Below are 23,932 nucleotides of genomic sequence, written 5' to 3' on the forward strand. Positions count from 1 at the left end.
TGTGAAGCGCTTCCAGGGGCCGTGTCCGGTCCGGGCGCGGCCCCTGCCGGTCAGCTCCCGGGTACGCGGTCCAGGTCCATGTCGGTGTGCGTGACCCAGTCGGGTTCGTGAACCAGGAGGCTCAGCGGTTCGTCCCGGAGGTCCACGTCGACGGCGTACCGGAAGCCCGCGGCCTCGGCGTGCTCCGTGGCGACGCGGTCGCCCTCCGCCACCGCGTACACCACCCGGCGGCAGCGGGGATCGGCCGCGCGGACGGCTCGCACCAGCGCGCCGAGGAGCACCGGGGCCGTCGCCGCACGCTGTTCCGCCCGGTCGAGCACGAGTTCCACGTCGTGGGCGCTGACGGGATAGGCGTCCCGGAGCCGGCCGGCCGCGCAGCGCTCCACGCGCACCAGGGCTTCGGTGCCGCCCCGGCGCAGCCGCAGACTGCCCGACCGCCGGTTCCACGACTCGACGGTGGCCCGCCCCGCGCCCTCGACGGTCAGCGCGGGGAGTCCGGGCACCGCCGGCACGTCAGTTCCTCCCCTCGGCCAGCCGCCGCACGACCGCCTTGTCCAGCTTGCCGGAGGCGTTCCTGGGGACGGCGGGCACGACGGTGAGGCGTCTCGGCAGCTTGTAGCGGGCCAGCCGCCCCGCCGCCCAGGTGTGTACGGCCTCCAGAGTGACCGCCGCCGGGTCGTCGACGCTGATCACGGCGGCCACGGTCTCCCCCCACTGCTCGTCGGGGACCCCGACGACCGCGACATCGATCACGCCCGGCATCGCGGACAGCACGCGCTCGACCTCCGCGGGGTAGACGTTCTCCCCACCGCTGATGATCATGTCCTTGAGCCGGTCGACGATGTACAGGCAGCCGTCCTCGTCGAGGTGGCCGATGTCGCCCGAGTGGAACCAGCCTTCGTCGTCGAAGGCCGCCTTGTCGGCCTCCGGGTTGTTCCAGTAGCCGGCCGTGACGTTGGGGCCGCGGACGACGATCTCCCCGGCCTCGCCCGCGCCGACCGGCCGGTTGGTCGTCGCGTCGACGACCCGGACCTCGGTGAAGGGCATGGGGATGCCGGCGGAGCCGACCTTCTCCAGGGTGCGCTCGACCGGCAGATGGGTGGCGAAGGGAGCGGTCTCGGTGAGTCCCCAGGCCTGCTGGAGCAGGATGCCGTGTTCGGCGTACAGCTCGATCAGCGAGGGCGGCACGGGTGCTCCCGCGACCACGACCGACCGCAGCGACATCAGGTCCGCCTCGAAGACACCGGGCACCCGGGCGAGTGCGGCGAACATCTGAGCCACTCCGAACATGGAGTTCACACGGTGGTCGACGAGATCGTCGAGGCAGGTCCGGGGGTCGAAGCCACGGCGGACCACCACGGTGCCGCCCCGCACCAGAGTGCGCAGCACGAAGCTGTTGAGGGCTCCGACGTGGAAGAGCGGGGCGGCGGCGTACGTGACGTCACCGCGCCGGGTGTCCAGCCTGAGCTCCACGTTCACGGAGTTCCACCAGATGTTGCCGTGGGTCAGGACGACGCCCTTGGGGGTGCCGGTGGTGCCCGAGGTGAACATCAGGACCGCCGGGTCGTCCGCGCTCCTGGCCGCCACGTCCGCGGCCGGCCGGGCGGCCGCGAGCAGCGGCGACCAGGTCTCCCAGCCGGGCGCGCCGGTCGTCGGCACCTCCGGGTCGTCGTCCACGAGCAGGAAGCGGGCGATGCTCGTGCGGCCGCGCACGCTGTCGGCACTCTCCCGGTGCCCCTCCTCGCAGACCAGGGCCACGGCGCCGCTGCGGCTGAGGACGGCCTCCAACTCGGCTTCGGCCAGCCGGAAGTTGACCGGCACGAAGACGGCGCCGAGCCGGAACGCGGCCAGCATCGTCACCAGGAACGAGCCGCTGTTGAGGCCCAGATAGGCGACCCGGTCCCCGGCCGAGACACCGCCGTCCGCCAGCACTCCGGCCAGCCGGGCGGCCTTGTCGTCGAGTTGGGCGTAGGTCAGGTCGCCTCCGGGGTAGCGGACGACGACCGCGTCACCGTGGTAGCGGGCGTTGCGTTCGACGGCCGAGGCCGGATTGAGGTCGACCCGCAGGCCCGAGTTGGCCGGGTGCGGAGTCGTGGCGAGCGTGGTCACGAGCGGCTCCTCATTGAGCTTCGTCGAGCATCGTCGAGAGGGGTGGGTGTCAGAGATGGTCGCCGCCGGCGGCGGTCGCGAACCCCCGTACGCCGATACCGCCGTCGACATTGATCGCGTGCCCGGTGATCGGGCCGCTCTGGGCGCGGGAGGCGAGCAGCACGTACGGTCCGGTGAAGTCACGGGGGTCCGTGCTGGAGTCGTGCAGCGGGATGGGCGGCGCGGGCGCGTCCGGTGCCTTCTTCGCGAACGACGCCGAGATCGACCGGTCGGCGAGCGCCAGTGACTCGGGGCCGCGCAGGTCGGTGTTCATGCCGCCGCAGGCGACGCCGTTGACCCGGACCTTGGGGGCGAGTTCGTAGGCGAGTTCGCGCATCAGGCCGAGGCAGGCGTGTTTGCTGGCGGTGTAGAGGGGGCCGCCTCCGTTGACGTAGAAGGAGGCGTTGGAGAGGGTCATGACGATGCTGCCGCGGGTCTTCACCAGCTCCCGCCAGGCCGCTTCCGCGGCGAGGAGATATCCCTTGACGTTGACCGAGAAGATCTCGTCGAAGGTGGCGTCGAGTTCCTCTGGGCCGAGCCGGGTGAGCTGGCGCTGGTAGTCCCACAGGCCCGCGTTGGTGACGAGTGTGTCGAGCTTGCCGAAGCATTCGACGGTCTCGGCGACGGCGGTGTGCAGGGCGGCGGAGTCGCGCACGTCGGCCGTGACGGCGTGGATCCGGGAGGGGTCGGGGGCCGCCCGGACGACCTCGTCGAGCCGGGTCTTGTCCCGGCCGAGGACGGTCACCGAGGCGCCCTCGGCGAGGAAGCGCTCGGCGACGGCACGGCCGATTCCCGAGCCGCCGCCGGTGATCAGGGCCGAGTGTCCCTCCAGCCAGCCGCCGCTCATCACGCCTCCTCCGCAAGGAAGCCGGCAACCAGCCGGTCGAACTCGTGCTGCCGTTCCAGCTGCACCCAGTGACCGCAGCGGCTGAACACGTGCAGTTGGACGTCCCGGATCTGCTTGAGCATCAGCTGGGCGCCGTCGAGCGTGATCGTACGGTCGTCACGGCCCCAGAGCAGCAGCGTGGGCGCCGTGATCCTGTGCAGGTCCCGCCAGAGCGGGTCCATGCCCCCGCGCTTCGCGAACGCCGCGTTGTAGCGGTGGTAGAAGGCGATGTGGCTCTCGTCCAGGGAGGCCTCGTAGCGGGCGCGGACGACGTCCTCGCCGAACTGCCCGTGGTCGAAGACCATGGTGCGGATGAACGCGGCCATCTTCTTCTCGCTGGGCCCGCCGCCGTTGTAGTAGCGGAACATCTCCTTCTGGCCTTCGGTCGGGGTGGGCCCGAAGGGCAGCCAGCCGCCGCCGGGAGCCATCAGCACCAACCGCCGTACACGCTCGGGGCGTTGCTGGGCCATGGCGATCGCGGCCGCGCCGCCGAGGCTGTTGCCGAGCAGGTGGAAGGTGTCGATCCCGAGTGCGTCGAGCGCCTGGTACAGGGCGTCCACCGTGAGCTCGGTGATGGACCGCTGCCGGAGATCCTCCTCGGTGGGACGGTAACTGCCGCCGAATCCGGGCTGGTCCGGGAGGATCACGCGGAAGTGCCGGGCCAGGGCGGGGAGGTTCTGCCGGTAGTTGCTGACGCCGGAGGCGCCCGGTCCGCCGCCGTGCAGCATGACCAGCACGGGCCCTTCACCTGCTTCGGCCACGGCGATCTCACCCAGTGAGGTCTGCACGCGATGCTGTTCGAGATCGAGGTCGGTCACGGGATGTCCCAATCCGATGAGGAGCCGGGGCTCAGAAGAAGGTGGAGATGTTCTTCGCCTGGAGGATGTTCTGGTCGAGGAGGATGGTCCGCCGGGCCACCTGGAGCCGTCCGTCGCCGGTCCGGCGCAGCAGGTCCGTGCGGCTGCCGGCGAAGACGTTCTCCTCGCGTTCGAGCCGGTTGCGGTAGACCAGGAACGCGGAGCGCACCCAGAGGTCGTGCTCCGTGAACCCGTCGTGTTCGGCCGGGTCCGCGTACCGCACCATCACGTTGGTCACCAGGTGGCGGGTCCGGGACGGGGGGTCCTCGGCCCAGGCCATGCCCGAGTCGAACCGGCGGATGCGCCAGGCCAGGCTCTCCCTGGTCTCGTCGTAGAAGGCGGCCTCGCCCCGCGCGGCCACCGACAGCGCCTGTTGGCGGCGCAGCCGGTTGGTGCGGGTGGGCATCCAGTAGTCGAGGTCGTCGGCGAGCAGTTCCAGCCAGTCGGCATAGCGGCCGTCGTCGAGGAGGGCGGCCTCCTCGTAGTAGAACTGCTCGACCTCGAAGTGCGTGTCTCGGTCGGCGCGGTCCCCCGCGCCCGACCGGGTCTGCTCGGTCGCTGTGCTCACGGTGTCATTCGATCCCTTCTGCGGGCCGAGGGGGTACGGGCTGTGCCGCCTGGCGGCACGTCAGCCGCGCAGCAGGTCGCGCGGCTTCACGGACGGGTCGGCCAGCCGGTCCGCGTCGGCCGGGATCCGGCGGTCGATCATGCGGCGCGCCGCGCGCACGGCCGCCGGGTCGTCGACGGAGGCCGCCGCGACGACGAGCCCGTCCCGCAGGCCGAAGACGGCGAAGGACGGTCCGTCGAAGGAGCCGCGCAGAACTGTTCGAGGGGCCTCGGCCAGGTGTCCGACGGCCTCGACATGGCGTGCGTGCCGGTCCGTCCAGAACCAGGACGCCGTGGGCGCCGGCGGCGGGGTGCCGAGGAGGGTGGCGGCCGCGCGGGCGCCGTCGTGCTGCGCCGCCTCCCAGTGCTCGGCGCGAGCCCGCCCACGGGTACGGGCCGGGTCCCCGACCGCGAGCACGGCCGGGTTGGAGGTGACCTGCCCCGCGTCCACCAGGATCCCCCGGTCGACCTCAAGTCCGGCGATCCGGGCGAGCTCGGTGCTCGGCACCATGCCGACGCCGAGCACGACGGCGTCGTACAGCCGCGGTACGGCGGCCGAGGTGAGCCGTGCCTCGATGCCGCCGGGCCGCTCCGTGAAGGACTCCACGGAGGCCCGCAGGGTGGTGATCGGGTGCCGGGCGTGCAGGTCGTGCAGCCAGGTGGCCAGTTCCGGGCCGAGGACACCGGCCAGCGGGACGGCCACCGGGTCGACCAGGTCGACCTGGCAGCCGAGGCGTACGGCGGTGGAGGCCGTCTCGGCGCCGATCAGTCCGGCGCCGACGACCAGCACCCGGGCGCCCGGGGTGAGCGACGGGCGCAGCCGGTCGGCGTCGTCGGCCGTGCGCAGCACGTGCACACGTTCGCTGTCGACGCCGGGGATCGGCGGGCGGGCCGCGCCACCGCCGGTGGCCAGGACGACCCGGTCGGCGGGCAGGAGCCGGCCGTCGCCGAGTTCGACGGCGCCCTCGCCCGGCCGCAGCGCGGTGACGACGGTCCGGTTGATCAGACGCACCCGCTGGTCGTCGTACCACTGCGGCTGCTGCAGCGCGATCTGCTCGATGTCCTTCGCGCCGGCCAGGAAGTCCTTCGAGAGGGGAGGCCGGTCGTAGGGGAACTCGCCCGCGTCGACGAGCGTCACGTCGCCGTCGAAGCCGCCGGAGCGCAGGGCGGCGGCCGTGCTGACGCCGGCGATTCCGCCGCCGACGACGACCACGTTCACGGCGTCTCCCCGGGGAAGAGATAGACCTCGCCGTCGCGGACCTCGACCCGGTGCGGACAGGCGTTCCGGGTCGCGGGCAGTCCCTGCACCTCGCCGCTCTTCAGGCAGAACCTGCTGGAGTGCAGGGGGCATTCGACGAACCCGTCCTCCACCCAGCCCTCGGCCAGGGAGGCGGTCTCGTGGGTGCAGGTGTCGTCGAGGGCGTACACGCTGTCGTCGGTGTCCCGGAGCAGGGCGATGTCGTCGGCGGTCCCGGTGACCGCCTTGTCGATGGCGATGCCCTCGCCCTGCGGGATGTCGTCCAGGGACGCGACCCGGATGCCGTTGCTCATGCCGTGCTCTCCTTGTGCGAAGCCCCGTGCGCAGCCTCGTGTGCGGCCTCGTGCCATGCGGGGGTGTTCATCAGCTCGCGCCAGCGCCCGTAGAAGGCCCGGCCGGCGGCGTCGCTGTACAGCTCGCTGGTGGTCCCGGGGTATCGGCCGTCCTCGCGTTCGCTGCCGATGCCCATCTGGTAGTTGAGGGCGACGCCGTTGGTGATGAAGCCGTTCGAAATGGCCTGCACCTCGCTCCAGTTCTCGCCGTCGTCCTGCTCGAAGATCCCGCTGGGCCCGAACGTCCGCAGGTTGTACAGCCGTTGGGCTTCACGGACCTCCTCGGGCATCGATCTGTCGACGACCGTCCAGGCCCACACCTCCATCCGGTCCGGTCCCTTGGGGTGCCAGACGCGGATGGAGCCGTTGACGGGGAGGTAGGAGAAGTTGGGGAAGACGGTGGCGTGGCCGTTGGTCAGCGGTCCCTCGACGCGGGCGTCGCCGAGGCGTTCGCGCAGGGCGTCGTAGTCGGTCCACCGGTGCACGGTCTGGGCGTCGAACCGGTTCTTCGGGTGGACCGGGAAGCCCGCGCCGTTGCCGTTCGCGTCGGAGTACTGGCGGCCGGTGCGGTGCACGACCTCGTCCTTGGGCTTCTTGCCGGCGGGCGAGAGCACCATGAGCGCCGAGGCGTGGCTCATGTTCACGTGGTACCAGTCGGTGGCGAACTGCTCGGCCGCCAGCTTCCAGTTGCCCTCCAGCACCCACTTGTGCACTCCGCCGACGACGGCCGTGCCCTCGTCGTCGTGGTCGAGCATGGCGTCCATGTACCAGGCCATGTCGCCGAGCGACTCGCGCAGCGGGACCGGCTCCGGGTTCCAGGTGCCGAAGACCAGCCCGTGGTACGTCTCCACGTGCGGCACCTCCACCAGGCCCCACTGCCCCGACTCGAAGGTTTCGGGATAGCCGTCCTTGTTGGGGACGCTCACCAGCGAGCCGTCCAGGTTGTAGGACCAGCCGTGGTAGGTGCAGGTGAAGTTGCGGGTGGTGCCGAAGTCGGCGCGGCAGACGCGGGCGCCCCGGTGGCGGCAGGAGTTGAGATAGGCGCGGATGCGGCGGTCGCGGTCCAGGGTGACGATGACCGGGTCCTCGCCCATGTACGTGGTGAAGAAGTCGCCGGGCTTGTGGAACTGGTCGGTGTGCGCGAGGAACAGCCAGCTCGGCGCGAAGACACGGCGCAGTTCCTGCCGGTACAGCTCCTGGTCGGTGAAGATCACGCGGTCCAGCAGTCCGCCCTCGGTGTCCACGAGCCCGGAGACGTCGATGTTCCGTGCCAGGTCTGCCGGGCGCCGCAGCGCCCCGCGCGGTGCCGCCGTGGCAGCGCCCTGGGGTTCGTTCGTCGAGGTCATGCGCTCAGGCAACAGCAGCGGCGAAAGGATGTGCCATCGGTCGTGCCGCAGAGTGGCACACGCGCTGTCGGCCGTCCGCGCCCCCGGGAGAGCGTGACCGCATGCTTGCCGCCATCGCCATCTCCCAGAGCGCGACCGACCCGCTGTCGGGGCTCGTGCTGGGGGACATCCCCAAGCCCGAACCGCGCCCCGGGTGGTCCACGGTCCGCGTGGTCGCGTCCTCACTCAACATGCACGACCTGTGGACCCTGCGGGGAGTGGGCCATCCGCCCGAGCGGCTGCCCATCGTCCTCGGCTGCGACGCCGCGGGCTACGACGAGGACGGCAACGCTGTCCTCGTCCACCCGGTGCTCGCCGACCCCGACGCCGGACTCGGCGACGAGACGCTGGACCCGAACCGCGCCCTCCTCTCGGAGCAGCACCACGGCGCCTTCGCCCAGTACCTCTCGGTCCCCACCCGCAACCTGATCCCCAAGCCGGACTGGCTCACCTTCGACGAGGCCGCCTGCCTGCCCGTGGCCTGGGGCACCGCGTACCGCATGCTCTTCACACAGGCGCGGATCAGCGCGGGTGACCGGGTGCTCGTCCAGGGCGCGGGCGGTGGCGTCGCCTCGGCCGCGATCAAGCTCGCGGTCGCGGCCGGGGCGGTCGTGTACGCCACCAGCCGCAGCGCGGACAAGCGGGCACAGGCCGAGTCCTGGGGCGTACGCAAGGCCGTACCGACCGGGGAGCGCCTGCCCGAGCGGGTCGACGTCGTGATCGAGACGGTGGGCGAGGCGACCTGGTCGCACTCGCTGAAGTCGCTGCGGCCCGGCGGCACGGTCGTCATCGCCGGTGCCACCAGCGGCACCAACCCTCCCGCCGACCTGGGCCGTGTCTTCTACCTCCAGCAGCGCGTCCTCGGCTCGACCGGCTGCACCCGCGGTGAGCTGGTCGGTCTGCTGAAGCTCATGGACGCCACGGGCGTGCGCCCGGTCGTCGACCGCGCCCTGCCCCTGGACGAGATCCACAAGGGCTTCCAGCTGATGATCGACGGGCGGCTCACCGGCAAGCTCGTCATCCACCCGCCCGCCCCCGAACAGTGAGGAGCACCGGTATGACCGCCGCCGCCGTGGGCCTGTCCCACTCCCCCCTCATCGGCAAGAACGACCCGGCCCCGGACGTCCTCCGGTCCGTCGAGAGCGCCGTGGACGCCGCGCGCGACTTCGTCCGTGCCTTCGACCCGGAACTGGTGGTCCTGTACGCCCCCGACCACTACAACGGCTTCTTCTACAAGGAGATGCCCCCGTTCTGTCTGGCGACGGACGCGAACGCCGTCGGCGACTTCGGTTCCGCCGCGGGGCCGCTGTCGGTGGACACGGACGCCGCCCGCGCCCTGGCCCGCGGTGTTCTCGACCGGGGCGTGGACCTGACCGTGTCCGCCCGGATGACCGTGGACCACGGCTTCGTCCAGCCCCTGGAGGTCCTCTTCGGCGGTATCGACAAGATCCCGGTCGTCCCCGTCTTCGTCAACGGGGTCGCCACCCCGCTCGGGCCGGTCAGCCGTGTCCGTGCCCTGGGGACCGCGATCGGCGAGGCCGCCGCCGAACTGGACCGGCGGGTGCTCTTCCTCGGCTCCGGCGGGCTGTCCCACGACCCGCCCGTCCCGGTCCTCGACGGCGCGCCGCCCCGGGTCGCCGACGCCCTGATCGAGGGCCATCCGCCCACGCCCGAGCAGCGGGCGCGGGGCGAGGAGCGGGTCGTCCAGGCGGGCCGGGACTACGCGGCGGGCTCGACGAGGATGATCCCGATCAACCCGGCCTGGGACAACCACGTGCTCGACACCCTGGAGAGCGGCCGTCTCGGTGACGTGGACGGCTGGAGCGTGGCGTGGATGGGCGCGGAGGGCGGCGGCTCGGCCCACGAAGTACGCACCTGGATCGCCGCGTTCGCCTCCCTCGCCGCCACCGGCGGGTACCGCATGACCTCCCGCTTCTACGCGCCCATCCCCGAGTGGATCGCCGGCTTCGCGGTGGCCACGGCGGAACAGGAGTCCTCCCGGTGACCGAGCGCGAGGAAGCGATCCGGATCGCGGCGGACCGGCTGCTGGTGGCCGCGGAGAAGCGGGAGCCCTGCGCTCCGGTCCGCGATGTGCTGGGTACGGTCGACGTCGACGCCGCCTACCAGGTCCAGCGTCGGCTGATCGAGCTCCGGCTGGCCGGCGGAGCCGTCGTGAGTGGCCGCAAGATCGGCCTCACCTCCCCCGCCGTGCAGCGTCAACTCGGCGTGGACCAGCCGGACTTCGGTGTGCTCTTCGCCGACATGGACGTCTCCGGCCACGCCGGGGTGCCCATGTCACGGCTGCTGCAGCCGAAGGCGGAGGCGGAGATCGCCTTCGTCCTGGGGACGGACCTGGACGGCGATGACATCGCTCCGGCCGACGTCCGTGCCGCGGTCGCCTACGCGGTGCCCGCGCTGGAGATCGTCGACAGCCGCGTCGCCGACTGGGACATCACCATCACCGACACCGTCGCCGACAACGCCTCCAGCGGGCTGTACGTCCTCGGGGAGGCACGTCTGCCGCTCACGGCGTTCGAGCCCCGCGAGGCGGTCATGCGCATGTACGTCGACGGCGTCCTCGTGTCCGAGGGGAACGGCGCCGCCTGTCTGGGCGACCCGCTCGACGCCCTGTTGTGGCTGGCCCGTACCGCCCGTGCCTACGGGGAGCCGCTGCGGGCCGGGCAGGTCGTGCTGTCCGGGGCACTCGGCCCCATGTCCGGCGTCACTCCCGGTGCCACCGTCCGCGCGGAGATCTCCGGCCTCGGCACGGTCTCCGCCACGTTCAGCGACAACAACGACAAGGACGGCAAGGACGACAAGGACGCGGCATGAAGGAGACCGAGATGGCCGTGATCGGCTCCGGCACCATCGGCCACGCCGGGGTGTGCTCCAGCGTCCCGCGGCACGCCGAGGCCGCGTCCCGGCGGTACGGGTCGACGTCCGCGGCATCCTGCTGGAGGTCGGCAGCCGGGGGCCGGCCGGTGGCAGGGAGAACGTGATCGTGGACATCGCGCCGGATCTGCCGCCGACAGCGGCGGTGTCCTGAGGGATCGGGCGGGGCCCGGGGCGGAAGCAGAGGGCGGGGTGACGAGGCTGGTCGTCGCCCCGCCCTCTGCTTCCGTTTACATCGCCGTAGCGGTCATTTACATTGGACGTGCGTCCACCATAATGGCCGCCCGGAACGTCCTCGGAGCCCGTCATGCCCGTGCCCACACCTCTTCCCCCGCGCGTCCGGCCCGCACCGGACCGAGAATCCGCAACGGCGGTCGACAAGGCCCTCGTCCTGCTCAAGTCGCTCGCGGAGCTGGACGGGGAGGTCGGCGTCAGCGAGCTGGCCCGGCGCACCCGGCTGACCAAGTCCACCGCCTTCCGGCTGCTCGGCATCCTCCAGCGCAACGACCTGGTCGAGCGCGTCGGCAGCGGGTACCGGCTGGGCACCCAGCTCTTCGACATCGGCACCCGCACCTACGGCCCGACCCCGCTGCTGCTGCGGGAGGTGCTGATGCCGCACCTCGCGGACCTGTACGAACTGACCCACGAGACCGTGCATCTCGCCGTGCTGCACGGCACCGACATCGTGTACGTCAACAAGCTCCACGGCCACCGCGCGGCCCGCTCCCCCTCACAGATCGGCGCGCGGCTGCCCGCCTACTGCACCGGCGTCGGCAAGGCGCTCCTCGCCTTCGACCACGACGCGGCGGAGGCGGCGGTCGCGGAGGGGCTGCCGGCCCGTACCGAGCACACGCTCTCCGATCCCGACCGCTTCCGCGCGGCACTGCGGCGCATCCGCCAGGACGGCATCGCCTACGACCACCAGGAGGCCGCCCGGGGTCTCGCCTGCGTGGCCGTGCCCGTCATGGGCGCCTCCGGCCACCCGGTGGCGGCCCTCTCCGTCGCGGGCGCCGACGCCCGCTTCGACCCCGCGCGGTTCGCCCCGGCCCTGCGCCGGGTGGCCCACGAGGCCTCCCGGGCGGTCGTGGCGGCCCGGGCCCGGCAGCACGCACCCGCCGCCGCGGCCCGCCCCTGATCCGTCAGTGCCGGCCGTTGCCGTGCGTGCGCGCGACGTTGGTGGCGCCGGTCCCCGGCTGCACCCGCGGCACGCTCACCACGACGTGCACCAGGCTCTCGCCCTCCAGTGACTCGTACATGTGGGGCCGGTCGCCCGGGTAGCGCACGAAATCCCCGGCCGACAGCTCCACGGGCGAGTCGACCGGGCCGACCCGTACCCGGCCGCTGATCACGTACAGGTGCTCCAGCGTTCCGACCGGGTGCGGCTCGGACGGCTTCACCTCGTCCCGCGGTTCGCGGCCGACTCGGATCAGGTAGTTCTCGATGACACCGGAACCGTAGACATGGTCCAGGGAACGGGACTCATGGCCGGCGTGCCGGTCCCAGACCACCTCGTCGCCGCGCTGAACCGTCATCACCTGTTCGCGCTCCGCCACCAGTCGGGTGACCGGCACGCCCAGCGCGGCGGCGATGGAGAAGAGGGTGTCCACCGTGGGATTGCCGGTCCCCTGCTCCAGATTGGACAGGGTCTGCTTCGCCAGCCCCGCCTGCCGGGCCAGTTCGGCCAGGGACAGACCCCGCTGCTCTCTGAGGAGGCGCACATTGCGCGCCACGACGGCGTTTCCTGAGGACACGCACCTACTGTAGGCGCAGGCCACGGACGCCGGGACAGCGCCCGGCGCGCCGGAGGGGGAAGAGCGCGCAGGTCATCACCGCGGAACACATTGTTTCACGGTACAGCTAGATGCATAATGCCATTATGGACAACCGGTTCGACGATCGGGACGGTGGTGGCGCACCGGCCGGCGCGGAGGGTCCGGCCGGGGTGCCGGAGCAACTGATGATCGCCGTGGAGCAGTTGGTGCGGCATGTGCGCCACAGCGCCACCGCCGGCGGTCTGAGCACCGCCGCCTCCGCCGCGTTGGCCCGGCTGGGCCGGGAGGGTCCGCTACGGCTGACCGAACTCGCCCGTGCCGAGGGCGTTTCGCAGCCGGGGATGACCCAGCTGGTCGGCCGGCTGGAGCGCGCGGGGCTGGTGGCCCGCGGCGCCGACCGCACCGACGGACGGGGAGTCCTCGTGGAGATCACCGACCCCGGACTCGACGTCTTCCGGCAGCGGCGCGCCGAACGCGCCCACGCCCTCCAGGAACTGATCGAGGAGCTGACCGAGCCCGAACAGCGGGCCGTGCGGCTCGCCCTGCCCGCCCTGGCCCGGGCGATCGAGGATCGCCGGGCCCGCGGCTGACCCCTCCGGCCCTTCCCCGAGGGCCTGTCCCGTCCGTCCGCATCCGGAAAGAGGACCGCTGTGAGTGCTCCGCATCCGAGGGCCGCGAGCCCTTTCAGGCAGCCGAAGGCCGTGTGGGCCGTGGCGTTCGCCTGTGTGATCTCGTTCATGGGCATCGGCCTCGTGGACCCGATCCTGCCCGCGCTGGCCGAGAGCCTGCATGCCTCGCCCAGTCAGGTCTCGTTGCTGTTCAGCAGCTATCTGATCGTGACCGCGGTCGCCATGCTGATCGTCGGCTGGGTCTCCAGCAGGATCGGCGCCAAGCGCACCCTCGTCGCCGGTCTCGCGGTCATCGTCGTGTTCGCCGCGCTCGCCGGCGCCTCCGGCTCGATCAACGGCATCGTCGGCTTCCGTGCCGGGTGGGGGCTGGGCAACGCCCTGTTCATCGCGACCTCGCTGGCCGTCATCGTCGCCTCGGCGAGCGGCGGTTTCGGCGGCGCGATCATCCTCTACGAGACCGCCCTCGGCCTCGGCATAGCCGTCGGCCCGCTGCTGGGCGGGGAGTTGGGCGCCATCAGCTGGCGCGGACCGTTCTTCGGCGTCGCCGTCCTCATGGCCATAGCCCTCGTCGCGACCCTGGCCTTCGTACCGGAGCTGCCCAGGCCGGAGCGCCGTACCTCGCCGCTGGCGCCGATCTCGGCGCTGCGCCATCGCGGTCTGCTGACCATGGGCATCATGGCCCTGCTGTACAACTGGGGCTTCTTCACCATGCTCGGCTACGCGCCCTATCCGATGGAGCTGAACGCCCATCAGCTCGGGCTCGTGTTCACCGGCTGGGGTCTGCTGGTGGCCGCGTTCAGCGTGTTCTTCGCGCCGCGTCTGCAGGCCCGGTTCGGCACCGCGCCCGTGCTGTACGCCAACCTCGTCGGCCTCGGTGCGGTGATGGCCGTCATCGCCGCGGGGGTCGGCACGCCCACGGTCGTGATCGTCGCGGTGATCGTGAGCGGTGTCTTCATCGGCATCAACAACACCCTCACCACGCAGGCGGTGATGGTGGTCTCGCCGGTAGAGCGTCCGGTGGCCTCCTCCGCGTACGGCTTCCTGCGGTTCATCGGCGGCGGTCTGGCCCCGTACGTCGCGGGGAAGCTCGCCGACGCCACCGATCTGAGCGTCCCGTTCTATCTGGGCGCCGGTACCTTCCTGCTCGCGATCCCGGTGCTGGCGAGCGGGCACCGGCTGCTGCGCGACGCGGAGGCCCGGCTCGTTGCCGGCGAGCCGGTCGTCCCGACGCTCACCCCCGTCGGACCGCGGGTGGCGGCCGGCGCGGGCCCGGTCGTCGTGGCCGTCGGGGACCACGAGCGGGCCGCCGCCATCGTGGACAGCGCCGCCCGGCTGGCGCGGGACACCGGCAGTCCGCTGGAGGTGGTCCACGTCCAGCGGACCGCCGTAGTCGAGGAACAGGCGGCGGACACCGAGAGCGCCGCCGAGGCCCGGGCCGCCGTCACCGCCCACCTCGACCGGCTCGCCGCCCAGGGGATCGCCGCCACGGGCCAGATCCTGGACAGCGTCGGCGATCACGCCGCCGCGGGCCGGGTACTGGCCCGGCATGCCGCCGAGGTGCACGCCCGCGCGATCGCCGTCGGACGTTCGCCGCGCGGACCGCTCGCCCAGTTCACCGACGGCAGTCTGACCACCGCGCTCGCGCACGCCGCGACCTGCACGGTCGTCCTCGTCGACCCGGCCGGGGCACCGCTCCGGCTGACCGCGTCCACGCTCGTCCGGCTGCGCGACAGCCCGGCCTGATCACCGCGAACACAACGCATTTGACGCGGATTTCAGGTTGTGGGTTCGGTAAGGGAATCTAATTCAACACACAACCCACTTCTTGAATCCGATTACTTCAGCCCTCGTATTCACCGGCGTACCGCGTTCCGTCGAATGTGAAAGGAGGCATGGTCGTGTCCTTCGCCAAGATCACACTGGCCAAGAAGGCCAAGAAGAAGGAAGTCGGTGCCGCCAAGGAGGCGCATCACAAGCACCACCACAAGAAGCACCACCGCAAGCACAAGAAGCACGCCAAGTAACGCGACCGCCGGACGGTGCCGGGGCCGGACCGCCTTCCCTCGGAGGCGGACGGCCCCGGCCCGCCCGCAGACCGGGCAGCGCCCACGGAGTCAGGGAGTACCGGCCGGCCATGGCTACCGCCGCACCGCTCGACATGTCCGTCCCCGCGAACCCCGCCGCCCCCTCGGCGCGGATGCGGCACGCCCGGCTCTCGCCGTGGGCGGCGTTCCGCACGTTCTGGCCGCTGGTCAGCGGCAATCGCGTCGCCGTACTCGTGTCGGCGCTGCTCCTCGTGGTGTCGGCGGGCTGCGACGCGGGGGCGATCGGTATCGCGGGGCAACTCACCGACGATGTGCTCACGCCCGGAAACCTCGCCGCGTTCTGGGACCCCGCGGCCCTGTGGCTGGGCCTCGCCGCGGTCGGCGCGGTCGCCTCGACGGCCGGCGGCTATCTGGCCGGCTGGACGAGCGAGCACTTCCTGCTCGGGCTGCGCGACCGCCTCTTCCGTCATCTCCAGCGGCTGCCGCCGGACGGCCTGGACCGCTACGGCACCAGGGACCTCGTCTCCCGCCTCACCGGGGACGTCGAGGTCGTCGAGACGCTGGTGGCCTCCGCGCCCGTCGAACTGCTCACCTCCGCCGTCGGTGCCCTCGTCTTCGCGGCCGCCGCCCTGTACACGAGTTGGCAGCTGGCCCTGATCACGTTCGCCGCCGCCCCGCTGATCTGGATCGGCGCCCGGGTGTTCGGCACCCTGATGCGCAGCGCGACCCGCGAGGAACGCGACAGCAACGGCCGGCTGGCCTCCCTGCTGGAGGAGAGCCTCGCCAACATGCCCCTGGTGCAGGCGTACGGCCGTGAGGAGGCCGAGCGGGCCAAGGTGCACCGCGAGGGGCGGGACTGGATGCGTGCGGGCCTGCGGCAGATCCGGCTGTCGTCGGTGTACGGCCCGCTCGGCGAACTCCTGGAGACGGTCAGCGTTCTGACGGTGATCGGGGCCGGGGCCTGGCAGATCTCCGCGCACCACCTCAGTGTCGGCGGGCTGCTCGCCTTCGCCGCGTACCTGGGCTATCTCCACCCGCGTCTGCAGGAGCTCGGCGAACTGGTCGTCGGCGCCTCCTCGGCGACCGCCGCCTGCGAACGGCTCGTCGAGGTCCTGCGCACCACTCCTGCCCCCGAGGCCCTCCCCCACCCGGACGTCCCGCTGCCGATCGGCCCCCTGCGGGGTGCCGTCACTTTCGAGGACGTGGGTTTCGCCTATCCGGGCAAGGGGCGCCCCGTCCTGCACGGGGTGCGCCTGGAGGTGCCGCCCGGTCTGCTGGTCGCGGTGACCGGGCCGAGCGGAGCGGGCAAGTCCACGCTGGTCTCTCTGCTGCTGCGGTTCCACGACCCCTCGCGGGGCCGCATCCTGCTCGACGGCCTGGACATCGCCGCGCTCCCGGTGGCCGAGGTGCGCCGGCACATCACGCTGCTGCCCCAGGAGAGCATGCTCTTCGACGGCACGGTCCGCGAGAACATCGTCTACGGCCGCCCCGACGCCACCGACGCGGAGGTGTTCGCGGCCGCGGAGGCCGCCGACGCCCACGACTTCGTGGTGGCCTTCCCCGACGGCTACGACACGCCCGTCGGCCGGCGCGGGAACAGTCTCTCCGGCGGCCAGCGCCGCAGGATCGCGCTGGCCCGCGCCCTGCTGCGCACCGCGCCCGTGCTCGTCCTCGACGAACCGACCGCCGGTCTCGACGACGCCGCCACGACCCGGGTGATGGCGCCCCTGCGCCGGCTGGCCGCGGGCCGTACGACGTTCCTCATCACCCATGACCTGCGGCTGACCGCCCAGGCCGACCTGGTGCTCCACCTGGCGGACGGGGCCGCGACCAGCACGGTGCCGGGCGGTGTCGCGGCCCGTGGCGCCTGAGGGCAGGGCGGGCGGCGGTTCAGCCCCGGTTCGGCTCGGTCAGGCCCTCCGCCGGTGCGGGGGCCGGTCCCGGCTCCGCGGCGCCCTGCGAGGTGACCACCTTCGAAGGGCGGTCGCCGCGGTCCAGGAAGCCGCCGGTGACGGCCAGTCCGAGTCCCGCGACGGCGAGGGCGGCGCCGACCAGGTTGGGTGCGGCCCAGCCCCAGCCCGCCGAGATGACCAGACCGCCGAGCCAGGCGCCGGCCGCGTTGGCCAGGTTGAAGGCGGAGTGGTTGGAGGCCGCCGCCATCGTCGGGGCGTCCTTCGCGTTCATCATCAGCAGCATCTGGACGGGCGTGGTGATGAGCGCGCCCATCGCGCCGATGAAGGTGACCGTCACCAGGGCGGGCACCGTGCTGTGCACGGTGAAGTAGAACGTCACCAGCGAGGCGGCCAGCAGGACGATCCCCGCGTAGAGGGTCGGCCGCAGGGCGCGGTCGGTGAGGGGGCCCGCGACCAGGGTGCCGAGGGTCATGCCGACGCCGTAGAGGGCGAGGACGACGGTGGTCGAGGAGTCGGAGATGCCCGTCAGGTGGGTCAGCATGGGGACGAGGTAGCTGTAGACGGCGAAGAAGCCGCCGAAGCCGACGACGGCGGTGGCCAGGCCGATGAAGACCTGCCGGTTGCCCATGGCCCGCAGTTCCTGCCGGATGCCGGCCTGCGGGCCGCGCGGCTGGTGGGGCACGAGGAGGGCGAGCGCGGCGAGCGCCACGAGCCCGATGACGGCGACGCCGCAGTAGGCGTACCGCCAGCCCAGGTGCTGGCCGAGGGCGGTGCCGGCGGGGACGCCGACGATGTTGGCGATGGTGAGGCCGAGGAAGACCCAGGAGACGGCGCGTGCGGCGCGGTCGGGGGCCACCAGCCGGGAGGCGACCACGGCGCCCACGCCGAAGAGCGCGCCGTGCGGCAGTCCGGCCAGGAAGCGGGCGGCGAAGAGCAGACCGAAGTTCGGGGCGAGGGCGGACGCCGTGTTGCCGACCACGAACAGCCCGGTCAGCAGGAGCAGCAGCCGCTTGTGGGCCACCCGTGCGCCGATACCGGTCAGCACGGGGGCACCGACGACGACGCCGAGGGCGTAGGCCGATACGAGGTTGCCGGCGTGCGGCACCGACACACCCAGCCCGTCCGCGATCTGGGGCAGCAGGCCCATGGTGGCGAATTCGGTGGTGCCGATACCGAACGTGACGACGGCAAGGGCCAGCAGAGCCAGAGGCATGGCGGGTGGGGAGACCTTTCGGGGACGGTGGTGCGGAGCGGGGGGGCGGGACGGTACCGGGAGGTGTCTCCACCCTCCGTGACCGGCCGCGCCGAGCACCCTTGCCCAGCACACCCCAAGAACGTTGCAGCGGAATGACATGCTCGCGCATTCCGCGATCGGCCCCCACCACGAGGTGACCTGCGTCACCAGGGCACCCGGGCTTGTACGGCACTCGCACGACGGTCGTACCGCAGGAGCGCTCAGTCGATGGCCAGCGTGCCGCGCCGCAGGCCGAGTTCGGCCTCCGCCACGGTGCGCGGCATGTCCGCCGTCGGCATCCGGCGGTGGTCGGCGCTGGTGTTGACGTAGGCGCTGGCGCCGTCGATCGCGACGTGGATGCGGATGGCGGCGCCCCAGGGGTCCGCGCAGGAGAAGACCCCGGCCGCGGAGCCCGCGGCGATGACCTCCTCCAGCCGCCGGCACCACAGCAGTTCCTGCTTCACGACGTGTTCGCGCAGCACCGGACGGTAGCGCGACAGGTGCCGGGCGTTCAGCCACAGCTTGCTGACGTCGTCGAACTCGCTGTCCGACATGAGGCCGAAGAAGCGCCGGAAGGTGTCCAGCGGGGCGTCGGGCTCCGGCGGCAGCAGACCGTCGAGTTCGGTCATGGTGGCGCTGGTGAACGCCTCGGCGACCAGTTCGTCCGCCGCGGGGAAGTAGTGGCCGACCAGTCCGGGGCGGACGCCCAGCTCGTCGGCGACCCTGCGCAGGGTGATGCACTCCAGGCCCTCGGTGAGGCCGATCCGCGCCGCCGCCGCGACGATCTCGTTGCGGCGTTCGGCGGGCGCCTTGCGGACCCGCCCGCCCGGAGCTCTTGACGTCATGCGACGGATGTTATTGAGTAGGCGACCAATAAATCAATTGGTCACACACCCAATAAGCGGGACCGGCCGGAAGCCGCCGGTCACAGGGGCCGGGCGACCGCCGTGGGGCCGGAATCCGGTGGCCGCCCGGTCCGGACGCCGGGCCGGGACCGCCTGTCCCCCGTACGCCCTACATATGGAGACACCATGTACGCCGTCACCGACCCGACCACCGGCGAGGTCGTCGAGACCTATCCGACCGCCACGGACGCCGAGGCAGCCGCGGCCGTCGACGCCGCCCACGCCGCGGGGGCCTGGGGCCGGTCCAGCTCCGTGGCCGAACGCGCCGCGCTGCTGCGCCGCCTGGGCGACCTGCACGCGGAGCACAGTTCCGAACTCGCCGCGAGCATCGTGCGGGAGATGGGCAAACCGCTCGCCGAGGCGGAGGGCGAGGTCGGCTTCTGCGTCGACATCTACCACTACTACGCCGACCACGCCGAGGAGTTCCTCGCCGACGAGCCCCTCGACGTCACCTCGGGCCCCGGCACCGCGGTCGTCCGGCGCGGTCCGGTGGGCGTCCTGCTGGGCATCATGCCGTGGAACTTCCCGGCGTACCAGGTCGCCAGGTTCGCGGCCCCGAACCTGGCCGTCGGCAACACCATCGTCCTCAAGCACGCCCCGCAGTGTCCCGCTACGGCGGCGCTGCTGGAGCGGCTGTTCGCGGAGGCGGGCTTCCCGGCGGGCGCCTACGTCAACGTGTACGCCACCAACGAGCAGATCGCCGACGTGATCGCCGACCCCCGGGTGCACGGCGTCTCGCTGACCGGCTCCGAGCGGGCCGGCGCCGCCGTCGCCGAGATCGCCGGACGGCATCTGAAGAAGGTCGTCCTGGAACTCGGCGGCTCCGACCCCTTCGTGGTGCTGTCCACCGACGACCTGGACGCCGTCGTCGAGGCCGCGGTCGCCGCCCGCCTCGACAACACCGGGCAGGCGTGCAACGCCGCCAAGCGGTTCGTGGTCGTGGCGGACCTGTACGACGGGTTCGTGGAGAAGTTCACGGCCCGGCTGCTCGACTCCGCCACCGGGGCGCCGCTCTCCTCGGCGGCCGCCGCCGAGACCCTGGCCCGGCAGGTCGGCGAGGCGGTGGCGGAGGGCGCGACCCTGCACGGCTCCGGCGAGCGGCAGGGTGCCTACTTCCCGGCGGGCGTCCTGACCGGGCTGACCACCGAGCACACGGCGGCCCGCCAGGAGCTGTTCGGACCGGTCGCGATGGTCTTCCAGGCCGCCGACGAGGACGACGCGGTACGGATCGCGAACGACACCCCGTACGGCCTCGGTTCCTACGTCTTCACCACCGACCCGGAGCAAGCCGCGCGGGTAGCCGACCGCATCGAGGCCGGCATGGTCTTCGTGAACGGCGTGGGCGCGGAGGGCGCCGAGCTGCCGTTCGGCGGGGTGAAGCGCTCGGGCTTCGGCCGGGAGCTGGGCCGTCTCGGCATCGAGGAGTTCACCAACAAGAAGCTGATCCGCACGGTGGCCTGAGCGGCAGCGTGGATCTCCGGGCGGGCCCCGCGGACCGTCGCCGGGCTGCGGGGGCCGGGGACGGTCCGGGCCGCGCGGCTAGGGCCGGCCGAGCAGGGGCGGTACGGCGGGGACCTCCGGCGCGTGCGCCATCGCCGCGGGGGTCAGCCGGAACTCCTCGGGGTAGGCGTCGGCCCGGGTGCGGCGGTCGGGTTCGGTGGTGCGCCAGGTGTACAGGCAGCGGCGGCACTGCAGTACGTCCCAGACTCCGGGGTCGGGCGAGGTGTACAGGGTCTCGACGGTCTCGTGGGTGCAGCGGGGGCAGGACGGCATGGCGCAGTCTCCTTGGCGGGGCGGTCGGGGCGGCGGGGGGGCGGCCGGGCCGGTCAGGCGCGGGCCTCGGACAGCAACTGGCGGATCTTCACGGCCCAGTCGGCCGCCTCGGGCAGGTCCTTCACCGGCGTGGAGAAGTTGCCGCGGTCGTCGGGGGCGACCGGGGTGGTCGCGTCGATGATCATCTTGCTGGTGATGCCGGCGGGCTGGGCGGCGGGCGCCAGCTCCACGACCGGCAGGTTGGGCAGGACCACGACGTCCCCGGACGGGTTGACCTTCGCGGACATCGCCCACATGACCTGCGGCAGGTCGAAGGGATCGACGTCCTCGTCGACGACGATGACCGTGGTGATGTAGCCGAGTCCGTGCGGGGTGGTCATGGCCCGCATCGCCACGGCCTTGGCGAAACCGCCGTACCGCTTCTTCGTCGACACGATGGCCATCAGGCCGTGGGTGTACATGGCGTTGACGGCCTGCACCTCGGGGAACTCCGCGCGCAGTTGCTTGAGGAGGGGGACGCAGGTGTTGGGGCCGACGAGGTAGTCGCACTCGGTCCAGGGCATGCCGAGGTAGAGGGACTCGAAGACGGGGTCGGTGCGGTACGACACCCGGTCGATGCGCACCACCGGCATCCGGCGTCCGCCGGAGTAGTGGCCGGTGAACTCGCCGAAGGGGCCCTCCAGTTGGCGCTTGCGTCCCTCGATCACACCCTCGATGACGACCTCGGAGCCCCAGGGGACGTCGAAGCCGGTGAGCGGCGCGGTGGCGATCGGGGCGGGGGCGCCGCGCAGGGCGCCGGCCATCTCGTACTCGCTCTGGTCGTAACCCATCGGCATGCCGGCGACGATCGTGATCACCGGGTCGTTGCCGAGGGTGATGGCGATGGGGAGGTCCTCGTCGTGCTGCTCGGCCTTGTTCAGGTGGAGGGCGACGTCGTGCACGGGGACGGGCTGGATGGCGAGCCGGTCGCGGGCGATGACCTGGAGGCGGTAGGTGCCGACGTTCTGCTTGCCGAAGTGGTCCGGGTCCTCGGGGTCGCGGGAGACGACGGCGGCCTTGTCGAGGTAGAAGCCGCCGTCGCCGTCGTTGAGGCGGAACAGGGGCAGCACCGAGAACAGGTCGACGTCGGCGCCCTCCTGGGTGTTCGCCCGCCAGGGGGCGTCCTCGCGGCGCTCGGGCGGCACCGGGAAGGCGTCCCAGCGGCGGGCGAACTCCGCCACCTGCTCCTTGACCGGGGTGGACCTGGGCAGGCCGAGGGCGAGGGCGTGGTTGGCCCAGGAGCCGTGCACGTTCATCGCGATCCGGGCGTCGGTGAAGCCCCTGACGTTGTCGAACCAGAGCGCCGGGGCGCCCTCGCCGATGCGGCCGGCGGCGTTGGCCGCGGCGGCCAGGTCCGGTTCGGGCAGGACCGGCTCGGTGATGCGCAGGAGCTGTCCTTCCTTCTCCAGGGTGTCCAGGAAGGTACGCAGATCGTCGTAGGCCATGAGGGTTCTCGTCCTTGGGTGGTTCCGGGGGCCGGGGGGTTCCGGGGGGGGGTGGTGCGCGGCGGGTCAGACGGCGGTGCGCGGCTCGCGGGCCGCGCGCATGCCCTCCCAGCGCCGGGCGGCGGGGGCGGGCAGGTCGAACTGGTCGAGGACACGGGCGACGATGTGGTCCACGATGTCGTCGACCGACCGCGGGTGGTTGTAGAAGGCGGGCATGGGAGGCACCAACCGCACTCCCATACGGGCCAGTCGGAGCATGTTCTCCAGGTGGATCTCGCTCAGCGGCGTCTCGCGCGGCACCAGGACGAGCCGGCGGCCCTCCTTGAGGACCACGTCGGCGGCGCGGCCGACGAGGCCCTCGGCGTATCCGGCACGGATGCCCGCGAGGGTCTTCATCGAGCAGGGCACGATCACCATGCCGTCGGTACGGAAGGAGCCCGAGGAGATGGCCGCGCCCTGGTCCTCGGGTCGGTGGGTGACATCGGCGAGCGCGCTCACCTCGGCCACGGTGAGGCCGGTCTCCAGCTCGATCGTTGCGCGGGCCCACCTGCTGAGCACGAGATGGGTCTCCACCTCCGGCAGCTCGGCGAGACTGCGCAGCAGCCGGACGCCGAGGGCCGCGCCCGTCGCCCCGGTCATGCCCACGATGAGTCGCACGGGTGATCAGCTCCTTGGGTTGCGGTGAGGCATCGACTCGGCGGGCACGCACGGACCGTTTCGGTCGTGGCCGCCCACGGGGGATGCTCAGGGAATCCGGGGCCCGTGCTGCCGCGCGGCGGCCCCGTCGCATTCCACGCTAGGCGGGGAATCGGTTCCGGAGGTCGTACGCTGGCGACAGGCCATGAACAGAAACGGACACATCGAGGTCACGGATCTCCATCTGCGGACGTCCGCGGGAGCACCGCCGGGCGCCGAGGTGCTGTCCCTCGGCGCGCTGCACACCCGCGCCCTGAAGCACGGCCGGGGGCTGGCCGCGCCGGTGCGGCCGTCCTTCCACCACCTGATCGCCGTGCGGTCCGGCCCGCTGTCGTGTTCCGTCGACTTCGCCGACCACACGCTGGAGGAGGGGGCCTGGCTCTGGGTGCGGCCGGGGCAGATCCTCCAGTTCCGGTCGGGTCTGGCCACGGCCGAGGGCAGCGTGGTGCTGTTCCAGCCGGGCCTCCTCGACGCGGCCACCGCGCGGGCCGCCCGGGTCGACCGGCCCGCGCCGCGCACGGTCCCGCTGCACCCCGGGGACGATGCTCCGAGGCGCACCCTGGACCTGCTGGAGGACGAGTTCGGCCGGCTCGGGGAGCTGCCCCTGGAGGCCCACATGGAGGTCGTACGGCATCTGCTCTCCGTCCTCCTGCTGCGGCTGGCGCACGGGCGCGGCGGGCCCGGTGAGGACGGCGGGGACAACGAGGCGTTCCAGCGGTTCAGGGAGGCGGTCGAGCGGGACTTCGCGCACTCCCACCGGGTGGAGGACTACGCCCGCCGGCTCGGCTACAGCGTCCGCACCCTCACGCGCGCCACCCGGGACGCCGCCGGCTGCGGAGCCAAGCACTTCGTCGACGAGCGTGTGCTGCTGGAGGCCCGGCGGCTGCTGGTGCACAGCGGCCTAGCGACGTCCGTGGTCGGGGAGCGCCTGGGATTCCCCGAGGCCACGGCGTTCACCCGGTTCTTCCGGACCCGCACCGGGGAGACCCCGGCCGCCTTCCGGGCCCGCTACCGCAACGCCGAGTCCTGACCCGCCCACCGGATGACGGCGACGATGTACCTGGTCACGGCGTTCGTGTGCGTCGTCGTGGCCGAGGTGGCGGCCGTGCGGACGCAC

At 72.3% G+C, this 23,932-nt stretch carries 25 protein-coding genes; 11 read left to right on the forward strand and 14 right to left on the reverse strand.

Annotation, left to right across the window (positions count from 1 at the left end):
- Positions 1–50: 50 nt before the first annotated feature.
- From AB0D85_RS09210 to AB0D85_RS09245, 8 genes are read right to left on the reverse strand one after another with little or no spacing between them, the layout of a single operon-like run.
- Positions 51–512, reverse strand: a complete 462-nt coding sequence (locus AB0D85_RS09210; protein ID WP_362316005.1) for a hypothetical protein — start codon at positions 510–512, stop codon at positions 51–53.
- A 1-nt stretch (position 513) separates the two neighbouring features.
- The gene (locus AB0D85_RS09215; RefSeq protein WP_362316008.1) at positions 514–2,109 is read right to left on the reverse strand and encodes a long-chain fatty acid--CoA ligase; all 1,596 of its coding nucleotides are present in this window, start codon (positions 2,107–2,109) and stop codon (positions 514–516) included.
- 49 nt (positions 2,110–2,158) lie between these two features.
- On the reverse strand, positions 2,159–2,995 hold the full coding sequence (gene hcaB / locus AB0D85_RS09220) for a 3-(cis-5,6-dihydroxycyclohexa-1,3-dien-1-yl)propanoate dehydrogenase (protein WP_362316011.1): 837 nt from the start codon (positions 2,993–2,995) through the stop codon (positions 2,159–2,161).
- A complete protein-coding gene (locus AB0D85_RS09225) occupies positions 2,995–3,852 on the reverse strand; it encodes an alpha/beta fold hydrolase (protein WP_362316014.1) in 858 nt (285 codons plus the stop codon). Before AB0D85_RS09225 ends, hcaB begins: the two co-directional genes overlap by 1 nt.
- Positions 3,853–3,883: 31 nt before the next feature.
- Positions 3,884–4,459, reverse strand: a complete 576-nt coding sequence (locus AB0D85_RS09230; protein WP_362316016.1) for a 3-phenylpropionate/cinnamic acid dioxygenase subunit beta — start codon at positions 4,457–4,459, stop codon at positions 3,884–3,886.
- Positions 4,460–4,519: 60 nt separating this feature from the next.
- Entirely contained in the window at positions 4,520–5,716 is a 1,197-nt protein-coding gene (locus AB0D85_RS09235) for an FAD-dependent oxidoreductase (RefSeq protein WP_362316018.1), read from the reverse strand.
- The gene (locus AB0D85_RS09240; RefSeq protein ID WP_362316021.1) at positions 5,713–6,048 is read right to left on the reverse strand and encodes a non-heme iron oxygenase ferredoxin subunit; all 336 of its coding nucleotides are present in this window, start codon (positions 6,046–6,048) and stop codon (positions 5,713–5,715) included. The genes AB0D85_RS09235 and AB0D85_RS09240 overlap by 4 nt, the downstream gene beginning before the upstream one ends.
- Complete coding sequence (locus AB0D85_RS09245) at positions 6,045–7,433, reverse strand: SRPBCC family protein (RefSeq protein WP_362316024.1); 1,389 nt, start codon at positions 7,431–7,433, stop codon at positions 6,045–6,047. Before AB0D85_RS09245 ends, AB0D85_RS09240 begins: the two co-directional genes overlap by 4 nt.
- A gap of 101 nt (positions 7,434–7,534) precedes the next feature.
- Between AB0D85_RS09245 and AB0D85_RS09250 the strand changes: the two genes are divergently transcribed.
- The 5 genes from AB0D85_RS09250 (at position 7,535) to AB0D85_RS09270 (ending at position 11,499) form a co-directional block, all read left to right on the forward strand.
- Positions 7,535–8,518: a zinc-binding dehydrogenase gene (locus tag AB0D85_RS09250; protein ID WP_362316027.1), complete on the forward strand. Its 984-nt coding sequence runs from the start codon at positions 7,535–7,537 to the stop codon at positions 8,516–8,518.
- Positions 8,519–8,529: 11 nt separating this feature from the next.
- A complete protein-coding gene (locus AB0D85_RS09255) occupies positions 8,530–9,477 on the forward strand; it encodes a 3-carboxyethylcatechol 2,3-dioxygenase (protein ID WP_362316029.1) in 948 nt (315 codons plus the stop codon).
- Positions 9,474–10,304: a fumarylacetoacetate hydrolase family protein gene (locus tag AB0D85_RS09260; protein ID WP_362316031.1), complete on the forward strand. Its 831-nt coding sequence runs from the start codon at positions 9,474–9,476 to the stop codon at positions 10,302–10,304. Before AB0D85_RS09255 ends, AB0D85_RS09260 begins: the two co-directional genes overlap by 4 nt.
- Before the next feature lie 52 nt (positions 10,305–10,356).
- The gene (locus AB0D85_RS09265; RefSeq protein ID WP_362316034.1) at positions 10,357–10,518 is read left to right on the forward strand and encodes a hypothetical protein; all 162 of its coding nucleotides are present in this window, start codon (positions 10,357–10,359) and stop codon (positions 10,516–10,518) included.
- A gap of 153 nt (positions 10,519–10,671) precedes the next feature.
- Entirely contained in the window at positions 10,672–11,499 is an 828-nt protein-coding gene (locus AB0D85_RS09270) for an IclR family transcriptional regulator (RefSeq protein WP_362316036.1), read from the forward strand.
- Positions 11,500–11,503: 4 nt separating this feature from the next.
- On the opposite strand, the gene AB0D85_RS09275 is transcribed toward AB0D85_RS09270, so the two are convergent.
- Positions 11,504–12,115: an XRE family transcriptional regulator gene (locus AB0D85_RS09275; protein WP_362316039.1), complete on the reverse strand. Its 612-nt coding sequence runs from the start codon at positions 12,113–12,115 to the stop codon at positions 11,504–11,506.
- Between the two features lie 206 nt (positions 12,116–12,321).
- Between AB0D85_RS09275 and AB0D85_RS09280 the strand changes: the two genes are divergently transcribed.
- The 4 genes from AB0D85_RS09280 (at position 12,322) to AB0D85_RS09295 (ending at position 16,681) form a co-directional block, all read left to right on the forward strand.
- On the forward strand, positions 12,322–12,726 hold the full coding sequence (locus AB0D85_RS09280) for a MarR family transcriptional regulator (protein ID WP_362316615.1): 405 nt from the start codon (positions 12,322–12,324) through the stop codon (positions 12,724–12,726).
- A 60-nt stretch (positions 12,727–12,786) separates the two neighbouring features.
- A complete protein-coding gene (locus AB0D85_RS09285; protein ID WP_362316041.1) occupies positions 12,787–14,508 on the forward strand; it encodes an MFS transporter in 1,722 nt (573 codons plus the stop codon).
- A 155-nt stretch (positions 14,509–14,663) separates the two neighbouring features.
- Positions 14,664–14,789 (forward strand): hypothetical protein, encoded by a 126-nt coding sequence (locus AB0D85_RS09290; RefSeq protein ID WP_260327453.1) that lies wholly within the window; start codon positions 14,664–14,666, stop codon positions 14,787–14,789.
- A 110-nt stretch (positions 14,790–14,899) separates the two neighbouring features.
- Positions 14,900–16,681, forward strand: coding sequence for an ABC transporter ATP-binding protein (locus tag AB0D85_RS09295; protein WP_362316044.1), 1,782 nt, complete (start codon positions 14,900–14,902; stop codon positions 16,679–16,681).
- Positions 16,682–16,700: 19 nt separating this feature from the next.
- Here AB0D85_RS09295 and AB0D85_RS09300 read toward each other — a convergent pair whose 3' ends face one another.
- Entirely contained in the window at positions 16,701–17,936 is a 1,236-nt protein-coding gene (locus AB0D85_RS09300; RefSeq protein WP_362316046.1) for an MFS transporter, read from the reverse strand.
- 242 nt (positions 17,937–18,178) lie between these two features.
- The gene (locus AB0D85_RS09305; RefSeq protein ID WP_362316049.1) at positions 18,179–18,802 is read right to left on the reverse strand and encodes a TetR family transcriptional regulator C-terminal domain-containing protein; all 624 of its coding nucleotides are present in this window, start codon (positions 18,800–18,802) and stop codon (positions 18,179–18,181) included.
- Between the two features lie 186 nt (positions 18,803–18,988).
- Here AB0D85_RS09305 and AB0D85_RS09310 point away from each other — a divergent pair, with 186 nt between their 5' ends.
- Positions 18,989–20,323, forward strand: a complete 1,335-nt coding sequence (locus AB0D85_RS09310) for an NAD-dependent succinate-semialdehyde dehydrogenase (RefSeq protein WP_362316052.1) — start codon at positions 18,989–18,991, stop codon at positions 20,321–20,323.
- 78 nt (positions 20,324–20,401) lie between these two features.
- On the opposite strand, the gene AB0D85_RS09315 is transcribed toward AB0D85_RS09310, so the two are convergent.
- The 3 genes from AB0D85_RS09315 to AB0D85_RS09325 all read right to left on the reverse strand — a co-directional run bounded on the left by AB0D85_RS09315 (position 20,402) and on the right by AB0D85_RS09325 (position 22,776).
- Complete coding sequence (locus AB0D85_RS09315; protein ID WP_362316054.1) at positions 20,402–20,635, reverse strand: non-oxidative hydroxyarylic acid decarboxylases subunit D; 234 nt, start codon at positions 20,633–20,635, stop codon at positions 20,402–20,404.
- Between the two features lie 53 nt (positions 20,636–20,688).
- Complete coding sequence (locus AB0D85_RS09320) at positions 20,689–22,119, reverse strand: non-oxidative hydroxyarylic acid decarboxylases subunit C (RefSeq protein WP_362316057.1); 1,431 nt, start codon at positions 22,117–22,119, stop codon at positions 20,689–20,691.
- A 66-nt stretch (positions 22,120–22,185) separates the two neighbouring features.
- Positions 22,186–22,776, reverse strand: a complete 591-nt coding sequence (locus AB0D85_RS09325; RefSeq protein WP_362316061.1) for a non-oxidative hydroxyarylic acid decarboxylases subunit B — start codon at positions 22,774–22,776, stop codon at positions 22,186–22,188.
- Between the two features lie 184 nt (positions 22,777–22,960).
- On the opposite strand from AB0D85_RS09325, the gene AB0D85_RS09330 reads away from it, so the two are divergent.
- Entirely contained in the window at positions 22,961–23,845 is an 885-nt protein-coding gene (locus AB0D85_RS09330) for an AraC family transcriptional regulator (protein ID WP_362316064.1), read from the forward strand.
- Positions 23,846–23,932: the final 87 nt, after the last annotated feature.

It is taken from the genome of Streptomyces sp. NPDC048277 (assembly GCF_040652235.1).
Lineage (GTDB): Bacteria > Actinomycetota > Actinomycetes > Streptomycetales > Streptomycetaceae > Streptomyces.

Bases quoted from the DNA above. Each gene is read 5' to 3' on its own strand.
- AB0D85_RS09280 (WP_362316615.1), top strand. From the start codon at position 12,322: ATGATCGCCGTGGAGCAGTTGGTGCGGCATGTGCGCCACAGCGCCACC.
- AB0D85_RS09330 (WP_362316064.1), top strand. From the start codon at position 22,961: ATGAACAGAAACGGACACATCGAGGTCACGGATCTCCATCTGCGGACG.
- AB0D85_RS09305 (WP_362316049.1), bottom strand. From the start codon at position 18,802: ATGACGTCAAGAGCTCCGGGCGGGCGGGTCCGCAAGGCGCCCGCCGAA.
- AB0D85_RS09245 (WP_362316024.1), bottom strand. From the start codon at position 7,433: ATGACCTCGACGAACGAACCCCAGGGCGCTGCCACGGCGGCACCGCGC.
- AB0D85_RS09250 (WP_362316027.1), top strand. From the start codon at position 7,535: ATGCTTGCCGCCATCGCCATCTCCCAGAGCGCGACCGACCCGCTGTCG.
- AB0D85_RS09320 (WP_362316057.1), bottom strand. From the start codon at position 22,119: ATGGCCTACGACGATCTGCGTACCTTCCTGGACACCCTGGAGAAGGAA.
- AB0D85_RS09255 (WP_362316029.1), top strand. From the start codon at position 8,530: ATGACCGCCGCCGCCGTGGGCCTGTCCCACTCCCCCCTCATCGGCAAG.
- AB0D85_RS09315 (WP_362316054.1), bottom strand. From the start codon at position 20,635: ATGCCGTCCTGCCCCCGCTGCACCCACGAGACCGTCGAGACCCTGTAC.
- AB0D85_RS09240 (WP_362316021.1), bottom strand. From the start codon at position 6,048: ATGAGCAACGGCATCCGGGTCGCGTCCCTGGACGACATCCCGCAGGGC.
- AB0D85_RS09300 (WP_362316046.1), bottom strand. From the start codon at position 17,936: ATGCCTCTGGCTCTGCTGGCCCTTGCCGTCGTCACGTTCGGTATCGGC.
- AB0D85_RS09310 (WP_362316052.1), top strand. From the start codon at position 18,989: ATGTACGCCGTCACCGACCCGACCACCGGCGAGGTCGTCGAGACCTAT.
- AB0D85_RS09295 (WP_362316044.1), top strand. From the start codon at position 14,900: ATGGCTACCGCCGCACCGCTCGACATGTCCGTCCCCGCGAACCCCGCC.
- hcaB (WP_362316011.1), bottom strand. From the start codon at position 2,995: ATGAGCGGCGGCTGGCTGGAGGGACACTCGGCCCTGATCACCGGCGGC.
- AB0D85_RS09270 (WP_362316036.1), top strand. From the start codon at position 10,672: ATGCCCGTGCCCACACCTCTTCCCCCGCGCGTCCGGCCCGCACCGGAC.